The 13,991-nt window shown below is 56.9% G+C and carries 13 protein-coding genes and 1 pseudogene; 3 read left to right on the forward strand and 11 right to left on the reverse strand.

Going from position 1 to position 13,991, the window contains the following annotated elements; translation table 11 throughout:
- The 11 genes and pseudogenes from AC3B8H_RS12225 to AC3B8H_RS12275 all read right to left on the reverse strand — a co-directional run.
- Positions 1–210, reverse strand: a pseudogene (locus tag AC3B8H_RS12225) (glycosyltransferase family protein); the annotation flags it as partial.
- An 18-nt stretch (positions 211–228) separates the two neighbouring features.
- Positions 229–2,049: a glycosyltransferase family protein gene (locus AC3B8H_RS12230; protein ID WP_488441849.1), complete on the reverse strand. Its 1,821-nt coding sequence runs from the start codon at positions 2,047–2,049 to the stop codon at positions 229–231.
- 23 nt (positions 2,050–2,072) lie between these two features.
- Entirely contained in the window at positions 2,073–3,464 is a 1,392-nt protein-coding gene (locus tag AC3B8H_RS12235; RefSeq protein ID WP_488441850.1) for a radical SAM/SPASM domain-containing protein, read from the reverse strand.
- Between the two features lie 18 nt (positions 3,465–3,482).
- Positions 3,483–4,553 carry an alpha-ketoacid dehydrogenase subunit beta gene (locus AC3B8H_RS12240; protein ID WP_488441851.1) on the reverse strand — a complete coding sequence of 357 codons (1,071 nt, stop codon included), beginning with the start codon at positions 4,551–4,553 and terminating at the stop codon, positions 3,483–3,485.
- Complete coding sequence (locus AC3B8H_RS12245; protein ID WP_488441852.1) at positions 4,546–5,502, reverse strand: thiamine pyrophosphate-dependent dehydrogenase E1 component subunit alpha; 957 nt, start codon at positions 5,500–5,502, stop codon at positions 4,546–4,548. Before AC3B8H_RS12245 ends, AC3B8H_RS12240 begins: the two co-directional genes overlap by 8 nt.
- 411 nt (positions 5,503–5,913) lie before the next feature.
- Positions 5,914–6,144 carry a type II toxin-antitoxin system RelE/ParE family toxin gene (locus tag AC3B8H_RS12250; RefSeq protein ID WP_488441861.1) on the reverse strand — a complete coding sequence of 77 codons (231 nt, stop codon included), beginning with the start codon at positions 6,142–6,144 and terminating at the stop codon, positions 5,914–5,916.
- A 59-nt stretch (positions 6,145–6,203) separates the two neighbouring features.
- Positions 6,204–6,416, reverse strand: coding sequence for an addiction module protein (locus tag AC3B8H_RS12255; RefSeq protein WP_488441853.1), 213 nt, complete (start codon positions 6,414–6,416; stop codon positions 6,204–6,206).
- An 82-nt stretch (positions 6,417–6,498) separates the two neighbouring features.
- Entirely contained in the window at positions 6,499–8,019 is a 1,521-nt protein-coding gene (locus AC3B8H_RS12260; protein ID WP_488441854.1) for a PfkB family carbohydrate kinase, read from the reverse strand.
- Positions 8,020–8,023: 4 nt separating this feature from the next.
- Positions 8,024–8,587: an SIS domain-containing protein gene (locus AC3B8H_RS12265; RefSeq protein WP_488441855.1), complete on the reverse strand. Its 564-nt coding sequence runs from the start codon at positions 8,585–8,587 to the stop codon at positions 8,024–8,026.
- Between the two features lie 10 nt (positions 8,588–8,597).
- Positions 8,598–9,584, reverse strand: coding sequence for an SDR family oxidoreductase (locus tag AC3B8H_RS12270; RefSeq protein WP_488441856.1), 987 nt, complete (start codon positions 9,582–9,584; stop codon positions 8,598–8,600).
- 9 nt (positions 9,585–9,593) lie between these two features.
- A complete protein-coding gene (locus AC3B8H_RS12275; protein ID WP_488441857.1) occupies positions 9,594–10,694 on the reverse strand; it encodes a radical SAM protein in 1,101 nt (366 codons plus the stop codon).
- Positions 10,695–11,064: 370 nt separating this feature from the next.
- Between AC3B8H_RS12275 and AC3B8H_RS12280 the strand changes: the two genes are divergently transcribed.
- The 3 genes from AC3B8H_RS12280 to AC3B8H_RS12290 form a co-directional block, all read left to right on the forward strand.
- Positions 11,065–12,252: a nidogen-like domain-containing protein gene (locus AC3B8H_RS12280; RefSeq protein ID WP_488441858.1), complete on the forward strand. Its 1,188-nt coding sequence runs from the start codon at positions 11,065–11,067 to the stop codon at positions 12,250–12,252.
- Positions 12,253–12,565: 313 nt separating this feature from the next.
- Positions 12,566–13,780, forward strand: a complete 1,215-nt coding sequence (locus AC3B8H_RS12285) for an efflux RND transporter periplasmic adaptor subunit (RefSeq protein WP_488441859.1) — start codon at positions 12,566–12,568, stop codon at positions 13,778–13,780.
- A partial coding sequence (locus tag AC3B8H_RS12290) for an ATP-binding cassette domain-containing protein (protein ID WP_488441860.1) occupies positions 13,777–13,991 on the forward strand: 215 nt, incomplete at its 3' end. The genes AC3B8H_RS12285 and AC3B8H_RS12290, both read left to right, overlap by 4 nt.

Here is a 13,991-nt window from a genome sequence, read left to right on the forward strand (position 1 = left end):
TATCGGCAGCGAATTGTTCGCAAAAAACTCGCTGAATTGATATTGCGACACGTAAATTAAATTCGGCAATACGCTATCGGTAAACGGCCCATCGTAATAGCAGTATTGCAAGCGCTCCAAACCGGTTTCGTCAACGCCTGAGTTTTGCCGCTCGGCTTCGAGCAACGCTAACTTCAGATCGAGAAAATAACAATCCGGTCGAACGGCCATGGCGTGTTGCAATTTGAATTAACGGCCGATAAACATCGATATCCGGCTCTGCTTGGCTTGATTCAGTTCGTCGATATTGCTGTGATTAATAAAGTTATCCACGGCCGCGGCATAGGTAAACCGTTCGGCAATCACCGTCGGTGAAAGTGCCGGCCGGGCTTGCGCATTTAATATGTCCAGCAGTTCTCGGCGAGTTTTAAAAAACAAGCAGGCTTGGTCCCAATGCGGCGACTCCGCGATACTCCGGCAATCGTAGACCAGCGGAATGCAGCCGCAGGCCGCCGCTTCAGCCAATCGTTGGGAATTGATTTCGAAGGGGTGGGACACTAGCGCATAGCGCGCCGAGCGATACACGTCGGCAACCGCCGCGCCGTGTTTTAACTCGCCCTTGAAATGGCCGGCCACCGCGGGATCTTGCTCCCAGTAGCGCCCGTAAATTTCAACCGGCATGGCCTCGGATTCACACAGCCATTTCACCGAATAATCGCGTATCGCATAATGCAATAAATTCCAGAATACGAAGGCCGGTGCCAACCCGTAACGATCCGCTATTTCGCCGGCCATGGCTTCGGTTACCGTTTCGCCGCGATCGATTTTCTCAACGAAAATTTCGACAATTTCACGCTGTTCCGGCCGACTCAAATCAACCGAGTTCAGATACGAACTACCGACAAAGACCACCTTGTTTTGCCGCTCGATGCCGCCATCGGCATTGAATATCTCGTCATCGACCGCGAAATGTTGGCGAACGATGTTTTTGGCGCCGCTTAACGCCAAATGCCGATCCAATACCGGCGAAATCGAAAACACATAATCGTTGTCGCGCCAACGCAGTGCTTTGTGTTCGGTAATTTGCGGCATGCTATCCTGCCACCAGGAAATATTGGTCACCTTATCGTTAAGCGCCAGATTGTTCAGCTGATTGACGTAAAAAATAACGTGCGGATTAAACTCGATATAGTTTCGATAAAATTTAATCAAGTTATTGGTTTCCATTTCCCCGTCTTCCATATAAAACCAAACCTGATACCCGCGTTTTTCGAAGGCCTTGGCCACCGCGCGCGAGCAATATTGCATGACCGTGGTTAGCCGGCTCGAAGGCAGCATGATTTTCAGCGGTTCGCCGTCGTGGAATTTGGGCGTCAACTGTTTCGCCTCGGCCAGCAATTGCGAAATCAAGGTTCGCCGTTGCTGCTTGACTTCATTGACGATCATTTCGAATCCGCTCCGGATCGAGGTTTTTAACTCGTCTTCCAATTCGTCGGGCAATTCGATTTTTGTCGGCAGCCGATACGCAGTATCCACAAAGAACTCGATGGCTTGATCCAATTCCAAATGCAGCAAATTTTCGATCCGGTGTTCGGGCAATTCGCCACGGTAGTAACAGATTTGTAAACCGTCTATCGTCGGGTGGCCGCAATTTACCCGATTCCTTTGCTTGGCGACATTTAACGCCAATAATGGATCGGCAAAAAAACTATCGGCGTGAATATAATCGCTGACTTTATAGTGCATACGATATTGGCGAATTTCGTCGATAATATCGGCCGGCATGTCGTTGAAATGCAATTCGCCGTCGTGCGAAATGGCAATTAATTCGGGTATCGGCAAATGGTTATGCGAAAAGAATTCGGTAAATTGGTCGGCCGGTACCTGAATAAAGTTCGGCAACACAATGTCGGTCAGCGGGCCGTCGTAATAACAATATTGCGGACGGGTTCGGCCGTTTTCGAAGACCGGGTTTTGGTTTAGCGCGGTCAGGTAGGCGTCTTCTATATTCATAAAAAACGCATCCTTCGCCGAATCGTGTTGGCTTTGCATTTCGCTCGCTTGATTCATCGCGCCCCCGAATCCGACCGGCTTTAAATAAAATTAATATGTTCCGGCGGATTTTTTAAATCCCACAGAAACTTATTCACGTAATCCTGGCGGCAGCCGATCGCGCAGTCCTTGTGGACGTCCACCGATTCGGCCACGTCCTTATGCACTTGCCAGTAACGCTCGCTGTTGGCGACCAAGTCGTAAAACGAATCGCTGTGCAAATCGCCGATGTAAAACCGCTCCTTGTTGAAAAACGGCCCGCACGGATAGATTTTGCCGTTACCGGAAATTTGCAATAAAAACGGCGTACCGAAGCATTGGTCGTATTTGCGGTAGCCGTCCTTATACAGATTGGTTTCGCCGGCGGCATTGATCTTGTTCCATTTCGCCTGCACCACATAGTGCTCGTTGCTCAATGCCTCGGCTTGTTTCAACAGATCGTTGACGTTCAGATACGCGTCGTAATCGATGCCGATTTCCTTGTATTCGGAATCCGAGCAATGCTTGATCACGAAGTAATCCACGCCCAGTTCGGCACCCAGCCGGGCTTCGGCCAATACTTCGTCGAAGCACTCGGGGATCAGCACCATTTGCAGGCCTATCGTGCATTTGTAATTGTTTTCTTTCTTGATTTTGACCAGTTCGCGGATCTTGGCGATCAGCAAGTCGAAATTGCCTTCCACCGATTGGTGCACCCGGCGGAAACCTTCCGGGGTGCCGGCGGACAGGTTGAAGCGGATATAGCTCATGTTCTTCAGCAGGTCGTGGGCGCGCTCCATGTCCAAGGCGATGCCGTTGGTGGCCATCGCGGTATCTATGCCCAGCTCGCCGGCCAGCACCGTGGCGTCGTACAAGGTCGGGTTCAGCGTCGGCTCGCCGTCGCCGATGAAGCCCAACGAGCGCACGCCCAACTTGCCGCAGTCGCGGACGAAATCCAGCAAGGCCTCGCGGCCTATCATCGCGCCCTTGGTCATGTTTTGCACCACCGCGTAGCAGTACAGACACGCGGTATTGCAGAACTTGGTCAGACCCATGTCGATATGCACCGGCGCGAAGCGCTGGCCGTTTTGCCAGGCTTGCACGCGGTCCAGATGGTGCATCATCTTGTGGCCGTCGAAGCGAAAGCGTTCGCGCTGGGTGCGGAAGCTGGGCCCGGTGAACTGATTGGGTACCGAAGGCTCGTGCTCGCAACCGGCCTCCAAACGCACGATACCTTCCTGGCCGTCGTGGCTCACGGTCTTGAATTTTTGCCCCGGCAAGCGGCTTAATTGGCTGGTATCGATGACTTGGTAGTCTTGCGACAACGCACTGCGGTCGACAATCTGGTTGGAGGTACGCAGCTTGTGGCCCGGCTTGTTGAACAGCGGCGCGTCTTCAGGGATGGAGGTAACCGCGGCATTGCCGAATCGGTTGATGTGCTCGGGTTTGGACATGGCGAGTTCTCGAATAAGTTAAAACGGGCCGACGAAACTGCGGTCGGGCTGATCCTTGGCCAAATCGGATTGCAATTGCCGGTGCAGCGTATCCATTAGCGGCCGTTGCGCCAATAATTCCAGCGCCGCTTCGGCGATCCGCTCCGCGCCGGGGTAGTAATGGTTGGCCTGAAAATGCGTGGTCGGCACCGGATGGTTCGGATAAGCGATCAGGCAAGGCGCTTGTTTTAAAGTGTTTGGCTGGCGCTGATACAAGCGCGAGATCAACACATGGCCCAGCGAGGCCATTTCCGGCGCGCAATCGGCCACCAACAACAAACCGGTTTTGGCCGCCGACCCGGCCACGCTGTCGACATCCAGCGGGGTCAGGCAGCGCATGTCGATCACTTCGGCTTCGATACCGTGCTCGGCCAACACGGTCGCCGCTTTCAGCGCTTCGATGCTCATATGCGAGAACCCGGCAATGCTGATGTCGCGGCCTGCGCGCAGTACCGCCGCGCCGCGCAAGCCGGCCGCGGGCCGCTGTTTATCGACTTCGCCGATCACGTGATGCAACCAGCGGTGCTCGACGAACAACACCGGGCCGTCGTCGGCAATCGCGTCCAGCAGGAAATGGTAGGCATCGCCGGCCGTGGTCGGCATCACCACTTTCAAACCCGGCACCTGGGCGAACATCGCTTGCAGGCTTTGCGAATGCTGCGGCCCCTGCCCCCAGCCGCGGCCGATAATGACCCTCACCACCAACGGCACGCTTTGCTTACCGTCGAACATGTAATGCCATTTGGCGGCATTGTTGACCAGCTGGTCCATCGCCAGCAACGCGAAGTCGATGCGCTGATGTACCAGCACCGGCCGCATGCCGGCCAGCGCCGCGCCGATGCAGATGCCGGTCATGCCGTTTTCGGCCAGCGGCATGTCCAACACCCGCTCGACGCCGTATTTCTCGCGCAAGCCTTGGGTGGTGGCGAAAATGGTTTTCGGATCGGGCACGCCTTCGCCGATCAGCAGCATCTCAGGATACTGGTTTAGCGCGTCGTCCAGAGCTTCGCGAATCGCTGCGCCATAACTCAGCGTCAAGGTCTCAGACATATAGATGCCGCTCCATGTCGGCCAATTCCGGCGGTTGGCCGGCCAGCGCCCGCGCGAAGGCCTCGGCGATCTCGGCGCCAATCCGCTGCTCGATGTCGAGCAAGGCCTCGGCGGCGACGCCGGCCTCGGCCAATGTCCGGCCGGTATGCAACAACGGGCAACGTTGTTTCCAGGCCAGCAACTCGCCGGGAAAGCGGTAACCCAGCTCGTCGTCTTCGTTCGGTCCGCAATGTTCCGGCCAGCGATGGGTATGCAATTCCAAAAATTGCGGACCAGCGCCATTTCGAGCAGCGGCGATGGCATTTTCCGCCAGCGCGTACACTTGCTCGACCTTGTTGCCGTCGCCGCTGACGGCTTGTAAGCCGTGGGCGGCGGCGATGGGGTAAATGTCGCGGGCCGGCTGGCGTTCGTACAGCGGCGTCATCACCGAATATTGATTGTTCTCGCACACCATCACCAGTGGCAGTTGCTTCAGCACCGCGAAATTCATGGTCTCGTGCAACACGCCTTCCTCGAAACAGCCGTCGCCAAAAAAGATTACCACCACGTTCTTCGAGTTCCGGCGCTGTTCGCCCCAGGCGTAACCGGCCGCCACCGGCACGGTGCCGCCGACGATGGGCGTGGAGGCGATAAATCCGGCCGATAAATCGCTCAAATGCATCGAGCCGCCACGTCCGCCGCAACAACCTTCGGCAAAGCCGTACAGCTCGGCAATCAAGCCGACCAGACTGCCGCCCTTGGCCAGATAATGACCATGGCCACGATGATTGCTGAATACTTTGTCGCTGTCGGTCAGATGCGCACAGACCCCGACCGCGATGGCTTCCTCGCCGATGCATAAATGGGTCGGGCAACGCATTTGTTGCTCGGCGTAACGCTCGGCAATGGCTTCTTCGATCCGGCGGATGCGGAGCATCGAGTAATAGAGTTCAGTCAGATTGATAGCCATTGGATTCAAAACGTGTTGTAAATATCTGTGCAATACCACGGCGCCGTTTATCAACGGTACCCCGTTCGAGCTTAATCAGTCTAAACCCGATGTGGTACCACCTTCGTACCGACCCAGAGAGAACATCTTCAGGGCCGGGTGAATTCTACTTTGTCAGATTCCCGGTAGTGTTCGCCATTTCGGCAGGGATTCGCTTTCGCGCTGTTACGGGTGCCCGAATCCAGATGCCACGGTCGGATCGAAACTGCCATCGGTGGAACTGGATGACCGCTTCCCGGCGGGCGTAACGGCGTTGCTTAAATCTGACAAAGTAGAATTAATAACCAGCGCTGCTCAAATGTTTATAAAAAAGACGGTAGAAGGCTAAACCAAAATTCCCCTCGCAATCCACCAATCTTGAGTATTGCCGGTTCAATCCAGACGCTCCATCCAGTAATCCGGTTTTCGATGCAAATGCGCGACTGCAACCACGATAACTTTCCTCTCATCCAAACCGTACAAAACACTGTATGGAAATCGTTTGACCAAACAACGGCGAATATCACGCCCAATCGAGAGATACGCTTCAGGGAATACCACGATGCGTCGAATCGCCGCATCGAGTTCGTTTAAAAACTGCTGACCTAAACCGCGCTGCTGCAGCTCGTACCATTGGAAGGCTTAGTCCAGCTCTACTTCGGCCGCCACCAGAAACTCGACCCTCATTTATATTTGCGCATGACTTCGTCGTAGCCGCGCGTAGTCAACTGACCTGCCTGATATGCCTGCCATCTGGCTTGAGCCTCGTCCGACCAAACCGCTTCGATTTCCGGGTCCGGAACATCCAGATCCGCCAACAGCATCTCCGCCAGTTGCAGTTTTTCCAATGGCATCAGCCGACTGAGTTGTTGATAAATTTCTTTGGTATCGGACATCGCATTGCTCCCGTCGCGGCATTTCGTCAAGTTGCCTATTGCTTGCAAACATAGCCGGCTTTATCGTTACCCGCCAAACTATTCATTTCAACAAAGTGGTGATGTATTTGAACAAGGCCACTGCCCGAACCGGCTCGCGGTTGCAGACGATTTGCACGTCCAGCGCCGCCGCCGCGCTGCCGGCGAACAAGGCCAGGTCCGGCGCCAGACCGGCGCCTAGGCACAGTCCGGCCAGCGACAAAAAGGCATCCCCGGCGCCGATGCGGTCCACCACCTTGGACGACAGGGCCGGAATTTTGTATTGGGTTTTGATGTGATCCAGCAGCAGCGCGCCCTTGGTGCCGCGGGTGATCGCGATATGGCTGGCCTGCAATCGATCGGCCAGTTGTCCGGCCAGCTCTTCGATCGCCCCGCCTCTATCATGCACCGCCAAGCGCAGTTCCGGTTCGTTCATCGACAGAAAATTGGCGCGCGGATAGCGGGTAATTAAATGGTAGCCGCGATTGCCGCTGTTGACCTGGGCGTTGACGGCCAGGAATTTGGCGCCGCCGGACAAGGCCGCAACCATCTCGCCGGAAATGAAGCCGTTGCCGAAATCCGGCACGATCACCACGTCAAAATCGCCTAAATGCCGATCCAGCCAAGCCACGATCTTGCGGTTGGTGTCTTCCGGCAGCGGCGCGTCGTTGTAAAAATACACTTCGAACAACTTGGCGATATCGGCGTCGACATAACGGCGCTTGACGATAGTCGGCCTATCCTGGCTGAAAAAAAATACCGGATCGATGTTGGCATTCAGGTTGGTGCGGATGAAGTCTTCGTGGCTCTTGGTCGCGCCCAACCCGGACAGCAGGGTGACGTTGCCGGCGAATTCGGCCACGTGATTGGCGACCGCGATCGCGCCGCCGGCAAAGCGTTCGTAGTCGTGGTATTTGACCGAAAACACGTTGCCCTTGCCGGACTGGCCCAAGGCCGAGGTGTAATGGTATTCATCGACGATGGCCTCGCCGACCACCAACACGTTCAGGCCCTGCAAACCTTTCAGCTGCTCTATCATCGCGTTGGCCGAGATCCGCTCCTTGAATTCGTCCAGATAGGCGGAAATTTCCGGCGAGAACACCTCGAAATATTCGTTCAGCAAGCGGGTGGAACTGGAAGTCAGCTCGTCGGTGAAAAACACCTTGCCGCCGTGGCGTTCCACCGCGTCCCGTTCGTGCTGAATATTGCCGGTCAAATCGTCGCTGGTGCTTTTGTAGTCGCTGCCCTTCACGTACAGATCGGGCTTGACCGCGTCCAGCACGTTCACCGCGGTCACCGCATGATTGATCGCCACACTATCGACGCAGGCCAGCGCGGCGATGTTTTCGGCCCGCAAGTATTGATTGAACACCGGCCGGCCGGGACCTTTGTTGACGTATTCGTCGGCGGTGACGCTGACCAGCAGTGCGTCGGCCTCGCGGGCGGCGGCCTGCAAATGGCGGATATGGCCGATGTGCAGCAGATCGAAAGTGCCGTGGCACAACGCCACGGTTTTACCTTCCGCCTTCAATTCGGCGGAACGCTGGGCCAGTTGCTCGATCGACAGAATTTTGGTGGTGGACATGGCTTTAGGTTTTTATCAAATGATCGGTGATATGGTGCAACACGAACAAATGCGCCAGCTCGACCATGCCGTAATGGCTGCTGTCCAACCAGACGTTCCAGCGCCCCAGCTTGCGTAACGGATTGTCGGCCTTGAAACCGCTCAGGGTTAGCACCGCCAAACCCTTGGCATTGGCGGCCGCGACCGCATTGACGATGTTAGCCGACTGCCCGGAGCTGCTGATCGCGATCAACAAATCGTCGGGATAGGCGAAGGCCGCGACCTGCTTGGCGAAAGCCTGTTCGTAACCGTAATCGTTGGTAAAGCAGGTCAGGGGCGCCGCTTCGTGCAAGGTCAACGCGCACAAGCCGCCGACGTTGCGCAGATCGGTGATCACATGGCTGGCAATCGCCGCGCTACCGCCGTTACCGAGGATGATGACCTTGGCCTGTTGTTGCTTGACTCGGGCGAATTCGGCCAGGACCTCGGCGACGACGCCTTCGCCGTCCAATTCGGCGCCTGCCGCATCGCTGAAACGGCACCCGGCCAGCAATTGCGCAAACTGTCCCGCGGCTTTGACGATGGGCATAGCGGTCTCCTTATTTGTCCAGGTATTTGAACCAATCGGCGGTGGCGTCGGCGATCGAAGCCGAGGTCCACAGCGGCGCTTCCCGCCAATAATCGATATGCGCCAGCATATTCGCTACGCCCTGCTCAAAATCGACTTGCGGTCGCCAATTCAGCTTTTCCCGGATCTTGCGGGTGTCGGCAAAGGTGCAATCCGGCTCGCCGGGCCGCTTGGGAATATATTCGATGTCCCCGCCCAGCAAACCCACCAGTTTATTAATACTGTAGCTGCCGCCGCTGCCGACGTTCATCACCTCGCCGACCCACTCCGACTCGGCGGCGGCGATGAAGGCGTTGGCCACGTCGGTCACATAGGTAAAGTCGCGGGTTTGCTTGCCGTCGCCGACCACGGTAAACGGCTTGCCGTTCAGCTTTTGCGCCAAAAACACCCCGAATACCGCGCCGTAGGCGCCGGTGGTGCGGGCGTGCGGGCCGTAGACGTTGAACAGGCGCAACGACAGCGCCGGCAAGCCGTAAAGCTGCGCCCAGTGCAACACCAATTCCTCGCCGAGATACTTGGTCAGCGCATACGGGTATTGCGGTTTGACCGGCGCGGTTTCCGGAGTCGGGAACTGTTCGGCCAAACCGTAGCAGGACGACGACGCGGCATACACCAAGCGTTTGACGCCAACCGCGCGGGCCGCTTCCAACACGTTGAAGGTGCCGTCGACGTTGGTTTCGTAATAAGCCCGCGGCTTTTCGATGGACGGCACGATGTCGGCCAGACCGGCCAGATGAAACACCCAATCGACACCTGCGAATAGCGGCGCGATGGTGGCAAAATCGCGAATGTCGGCCTGATGAAACTCGAAGCGATCCTGTTCCAGCAAGTCGGCGATGGTTTCCCTGCGGCCGCCGACCAGATTGTCGATGACCTTGACCTCATGGCCTTGGCGCCACAGTTCGCGGCTCAGATGACTGCCGATAAATCCGGCGCCGCCGGTGACGATGACCTTCATGCGCGATCCTTAAATGAAATTGACATGAGCGGGTTGGTTGTCGGCCAGTTTGTCCAAATATTGATTCACCGCTTCCATCCGACAGTTTTTGCGGCACTCGTGGATGTCCAGTTCGTGGCCGATGAAATGCCAATTCGCGCGGCGCTTCTCGCCTTCCCAAATCGCCTGAAAACTTTGTTCGGCGATGTTGCCGTAGGCAAAGCGCGAGTCGGTCAGATAGGCGCTGCAACCGTAGACCTCGCCGTCGGCCATGATATACGCCCAAAAATACGGCGTGGCGTGGCAGGTTTTATAGCGCTGTTGATCCGACTGGCTGTAATTTTTCATGGTTTGTTCGCGAAACACCACGTTAAAGCCGTCGCCGTTAAAAGCCGCCAGTTCTTCGGCCATGCCCAGCAAATCGTCGTAGCGCAGGTTTTCGTAAACGCGGGTCTCGCTGAACAGGTGTTGGGAATAGGGTTTGACCACCAGATAGTCCAGGCCGATGTCCTTGCAGATCCCGGCCAAGGTAGCGATCTCGTGGCGGTTTTCCGGTAACAACAGAATCTGCGCGCCCAGCGTGCAGGCCAGACCGTTTGCCCGCTTATACACGACCGCCGCGCGCAGGTTGTTCAACACCAAATCAAAATCCGCCGGCTTGGTGCGGTGTATCGCCGCGTAAGTCTCGGCGCTGCCGGCATTCAACGACACTTTGATCCAGGAAGTCAGCGGCAGCGATTGTTCGATGAATTTGGCATTCATCAGCGTGCCGTTGGTGGTGAACGACACGTCGATGCCGGCATCCACGCTGGCCTTGACGATTTCGTTGATCTCTTTGTGCAGCATCGGCTCGCCCTCGCCGGCGTACATGATGCTCTTGACGCCGAGCCGGCCCATCTCGGCCAGGCGCTGCGTCAGAATTTTGACGTCCAGCCGCTTGGCCTGGTAACCGATGTAATCGACCGCGCAAAAGGTGCAGCGATGGTTGCAGGCGCCGACCGGCGAGACTTCCATATAGATCGGATAGACCGATCTGGCGAGCTCCCAGTCCTGCCTGCCGTCCAACCACTGGGCGACGCGCTTGGGGTGGTACACCAATTTATGACTGTCTATCCGGTATTTGTCCGTCATGTTTTTGTCGCTTGCCGGTGAAAAACGCTATTGTCCCAGTAAAAGCGATAATTGTGCCAACGGGATACTGGTTAAGTGTAGCGCCTGCCCGCTCGAATGCGTAACTGTCGGCGCGCATCGTTAAACCCGTTACCGCCGCTCCGAAAACGCCGGCCACCGCGCAAACCTAACTACTCCACCGAGTTTCGATCTGAATATTTGATTGACATCACAAAAAATCACTCGATAGAATGGAACCGTCGCAAGAACTGTCACACGCTCGTCATAAAACAAGGTTTAGAGGCCTATCAAGGCGAAGAACCACGACAACATCGCGAACCAAGCATTTGCGGCGAGACTAACCCATCACAATTGCAGCAAGGAGAGTGGAATGAAAGCACTGATAGTCGGCGGAATTCTGTCCCTAACGTTGGCGACTCCCGATTCGGCCAATGCCGTTTCGTTATTGACGCTTGCGGACGGCACATTCGGAGAGATAGCCCTGGCCCCAAACGATGACGAATCAAGTTCGATTTTGAATTTGCCGTTTGCCGTTAACTTTTACGGGAATGTGTTCAACCATTTTTACGTGAACAACAACGGCAATATTACGTTTCAATCCCGGCTCTCCGAATTCACGCCCAGCAGTTTCCCGATCTCCGAACAACCGATGATCGCGCCCTATTGGGCCGATGTCGATACGCGTTGCGAAAGTTGCGGCAACGTTTACGTCGGCACGCCGAACGCCAACACCACCATCGTGACCTGGAACAACGTCGGCTACTATTCCGAACACGCGGACAAAACCAACAACTTCCAACTGGTGCTGCGCAACCAGCAAAACGGCGATTTCGATGTGGAATTTCGTTACGACCGGCTGGAATGGACCACCGGCGACGCCAGCGACGGCACCGACGGCCTAGGTGGCACCCCCGCGCAGGCGGGTTTTGACGCCGGCGACAACGTTAATTACTTCACGCTGCCGGGTTCGTTCACCAGCGATATTCTCGACATCGCCAATACCACGAATGTCATCAACGGCGATCCCGGCTTCTGGTCGTTCAGCATCCGCAACGGTCTGACGCCCGGCGCAACGCCGTCCAACCCGCTACTGCCGGTTGTCGTCGACGACTCTTTTGTATTCGATTTCAACATCCAGGAAGAACAGCAGATTTTTATCGATCCGGAGGTCGCGGTCGGTTACGACTATGAAGTGACTTCGGGTCCGAACTTCGCCTCCGTGCTATTGCCTACCACAATCGGCGACGGCGTTTACGATTTGTACCTCTGGGAAAATTCGGACTACGTGTTTTCGGCGGCGCTAACGGGCGGCACCGAATATTTCTTCGCACCCGGTGGCGTCAGCCGCTTCCGCATTCTGGGAATCGAAGTCAGCGCGAACCTGGACCCCAACAATCCGCAAGCCTTCGTGACCGGTCTGACCTTTGCCGGAGCCGGTGCGGTCAGCCTGACTCAAACGCCGCTGGTCAGCCAAGTACCGCTACCGGCATCCGGATGGCTGCTGCTCTCTGGTTTACTGGCAGTCGGATCATTGAAACGCTCGCGTTCAACTGCTTAGGCCAGCTAAGCCGGTAGTCGTGACGGCGAGGATGCCGGCCATGTGGCCGGCATCCTCGGTCTCTCCCGCGCCGATTCGGATCAAGCGCCCGTTTTTTACCAAGCTTTACACTGTTCGGCGGCTCACCGCCTTGCCAAGCCAGACAGCAGCGCATAAACTGCCTCCCGGTTCCCAAGCGAACTGAAATCCTGTCGCAAACCCGCTTCGCCGGGTCGGCGGGACGAACGCCCCACCTACCGCTGTCGAAGCCATCGCCACTACTGCCGGTCGGAATGTTTACCAGCACCAACCGTAACCAACCGATACCGTTGCCATGCCGCTCAATCCCGAGAACCGCGTTAGCCGCTCGCGCCGGCTGGCGATCCTTTTGCTGATTTTGCTGGCCGGCGCCGCATTCGCGGCCTACCGCCGGCTGACGCCCCACCCGTCCGGCGACGCCGACCGCCCCGCGCTGGCAACCGTATCGCTCGGCGATATCGAGGAAACCGTCACCGCTCAAGGCAAGCTGGAACCCAAGGAATACGTGGATGTCGGCGCCCAGGTCACCGGCCAGCTGCAAAAAGTCTATGTCAAGATCGGCGACAACGTCGATGCCGGCCAATTGTTGGCGCAGATCGATCCGCGCATTTACGCGGCGAGGGTCGCCGCCGACGAAGCCAATATCAAAAATCTGCAAGCGCAATTGCGTGGCCAGCAAGCTCAAGCGGTGTTCGCCCGCCAGCAATTCGAACGAAACCGGGACTTGCTGGCTAACCGGGGCATCAGCGTCCAGGATTTCCAGAATAGCGAATTCACATTGAAAAACGCCGACGCCACCGTCGCGGCGATCGAAGCCCAGATCGAACAATTGCAATCGACCTTGAACGGCGACAAGACCAATCTGGGATACACCAAAATCTACGCGTCGATGGCCGGCACGATGGTCGATCAAAAAGCCCGCGAGGGTCAAACCCTCAACGCCAACCAGACCACGCCGATGATTTTGCAACTGGCTAAGCTGGATACGATGACGGTACGCGCCCAAGTCGCCGAAGCAGACGTGATGCGGCTCGGCCCGGACATGGCGGTTTATTTCACCACGCTGGGTTCGGGCGAGCGACGCTGGCAAGCCAAGGTCAGACAAATTTTGCCGACTCCGGAAGTCATCAACAATGTCGTGCTCTACAACGTTCTGGTCGATGTCGACAACCGCGACCGGCAATTAATGACCGGCATGAGCACGCAAATGTTTTTCGTGCTGGGCAAGGCCGACCAGGTCCCATTGATCCCGGTCAAGGCGCTCGGGCCCCGCGATCGCCGCGATGACGGCGGAGTCGGCGCGGCGTATCCAGTCAAGGTAGCGGGCCCGCAAGGCAGCCGCGAAACCGTGGTCCGCATCGGCTTACGCAATCGCCGTTTCGCTCAGGTGCTGGCCGGCCTGTCGGAGGGCGATCAGATCGAATTGCCGGCCGGCCCCGACGACAAAGCCAAAGTCCGCCGCCGGGAAACCACTCCACCCGGCCCCAACGCCGGGATACCCCGCCTATGACGCCGGTACCGCTGCTGCAACTGACCGACGTACGGCGCATCTATCCCAACGGCGATGCCACGGTCAGAGCGCTGGACGGCGTATCGCTGACGATCTGGCCGGGCGAGTTCGTCGCCATCATCGGCCAATCCGGCTCGGGGAAATCGACGCTGATGAACCTGATCGGCTGCCTGGACCGGGCCGACGCCGGGAGCTACCGGGTGCTAGACCG

Source organism: Methylomonas sp. BG-2 (assembly GCF_057766305.1).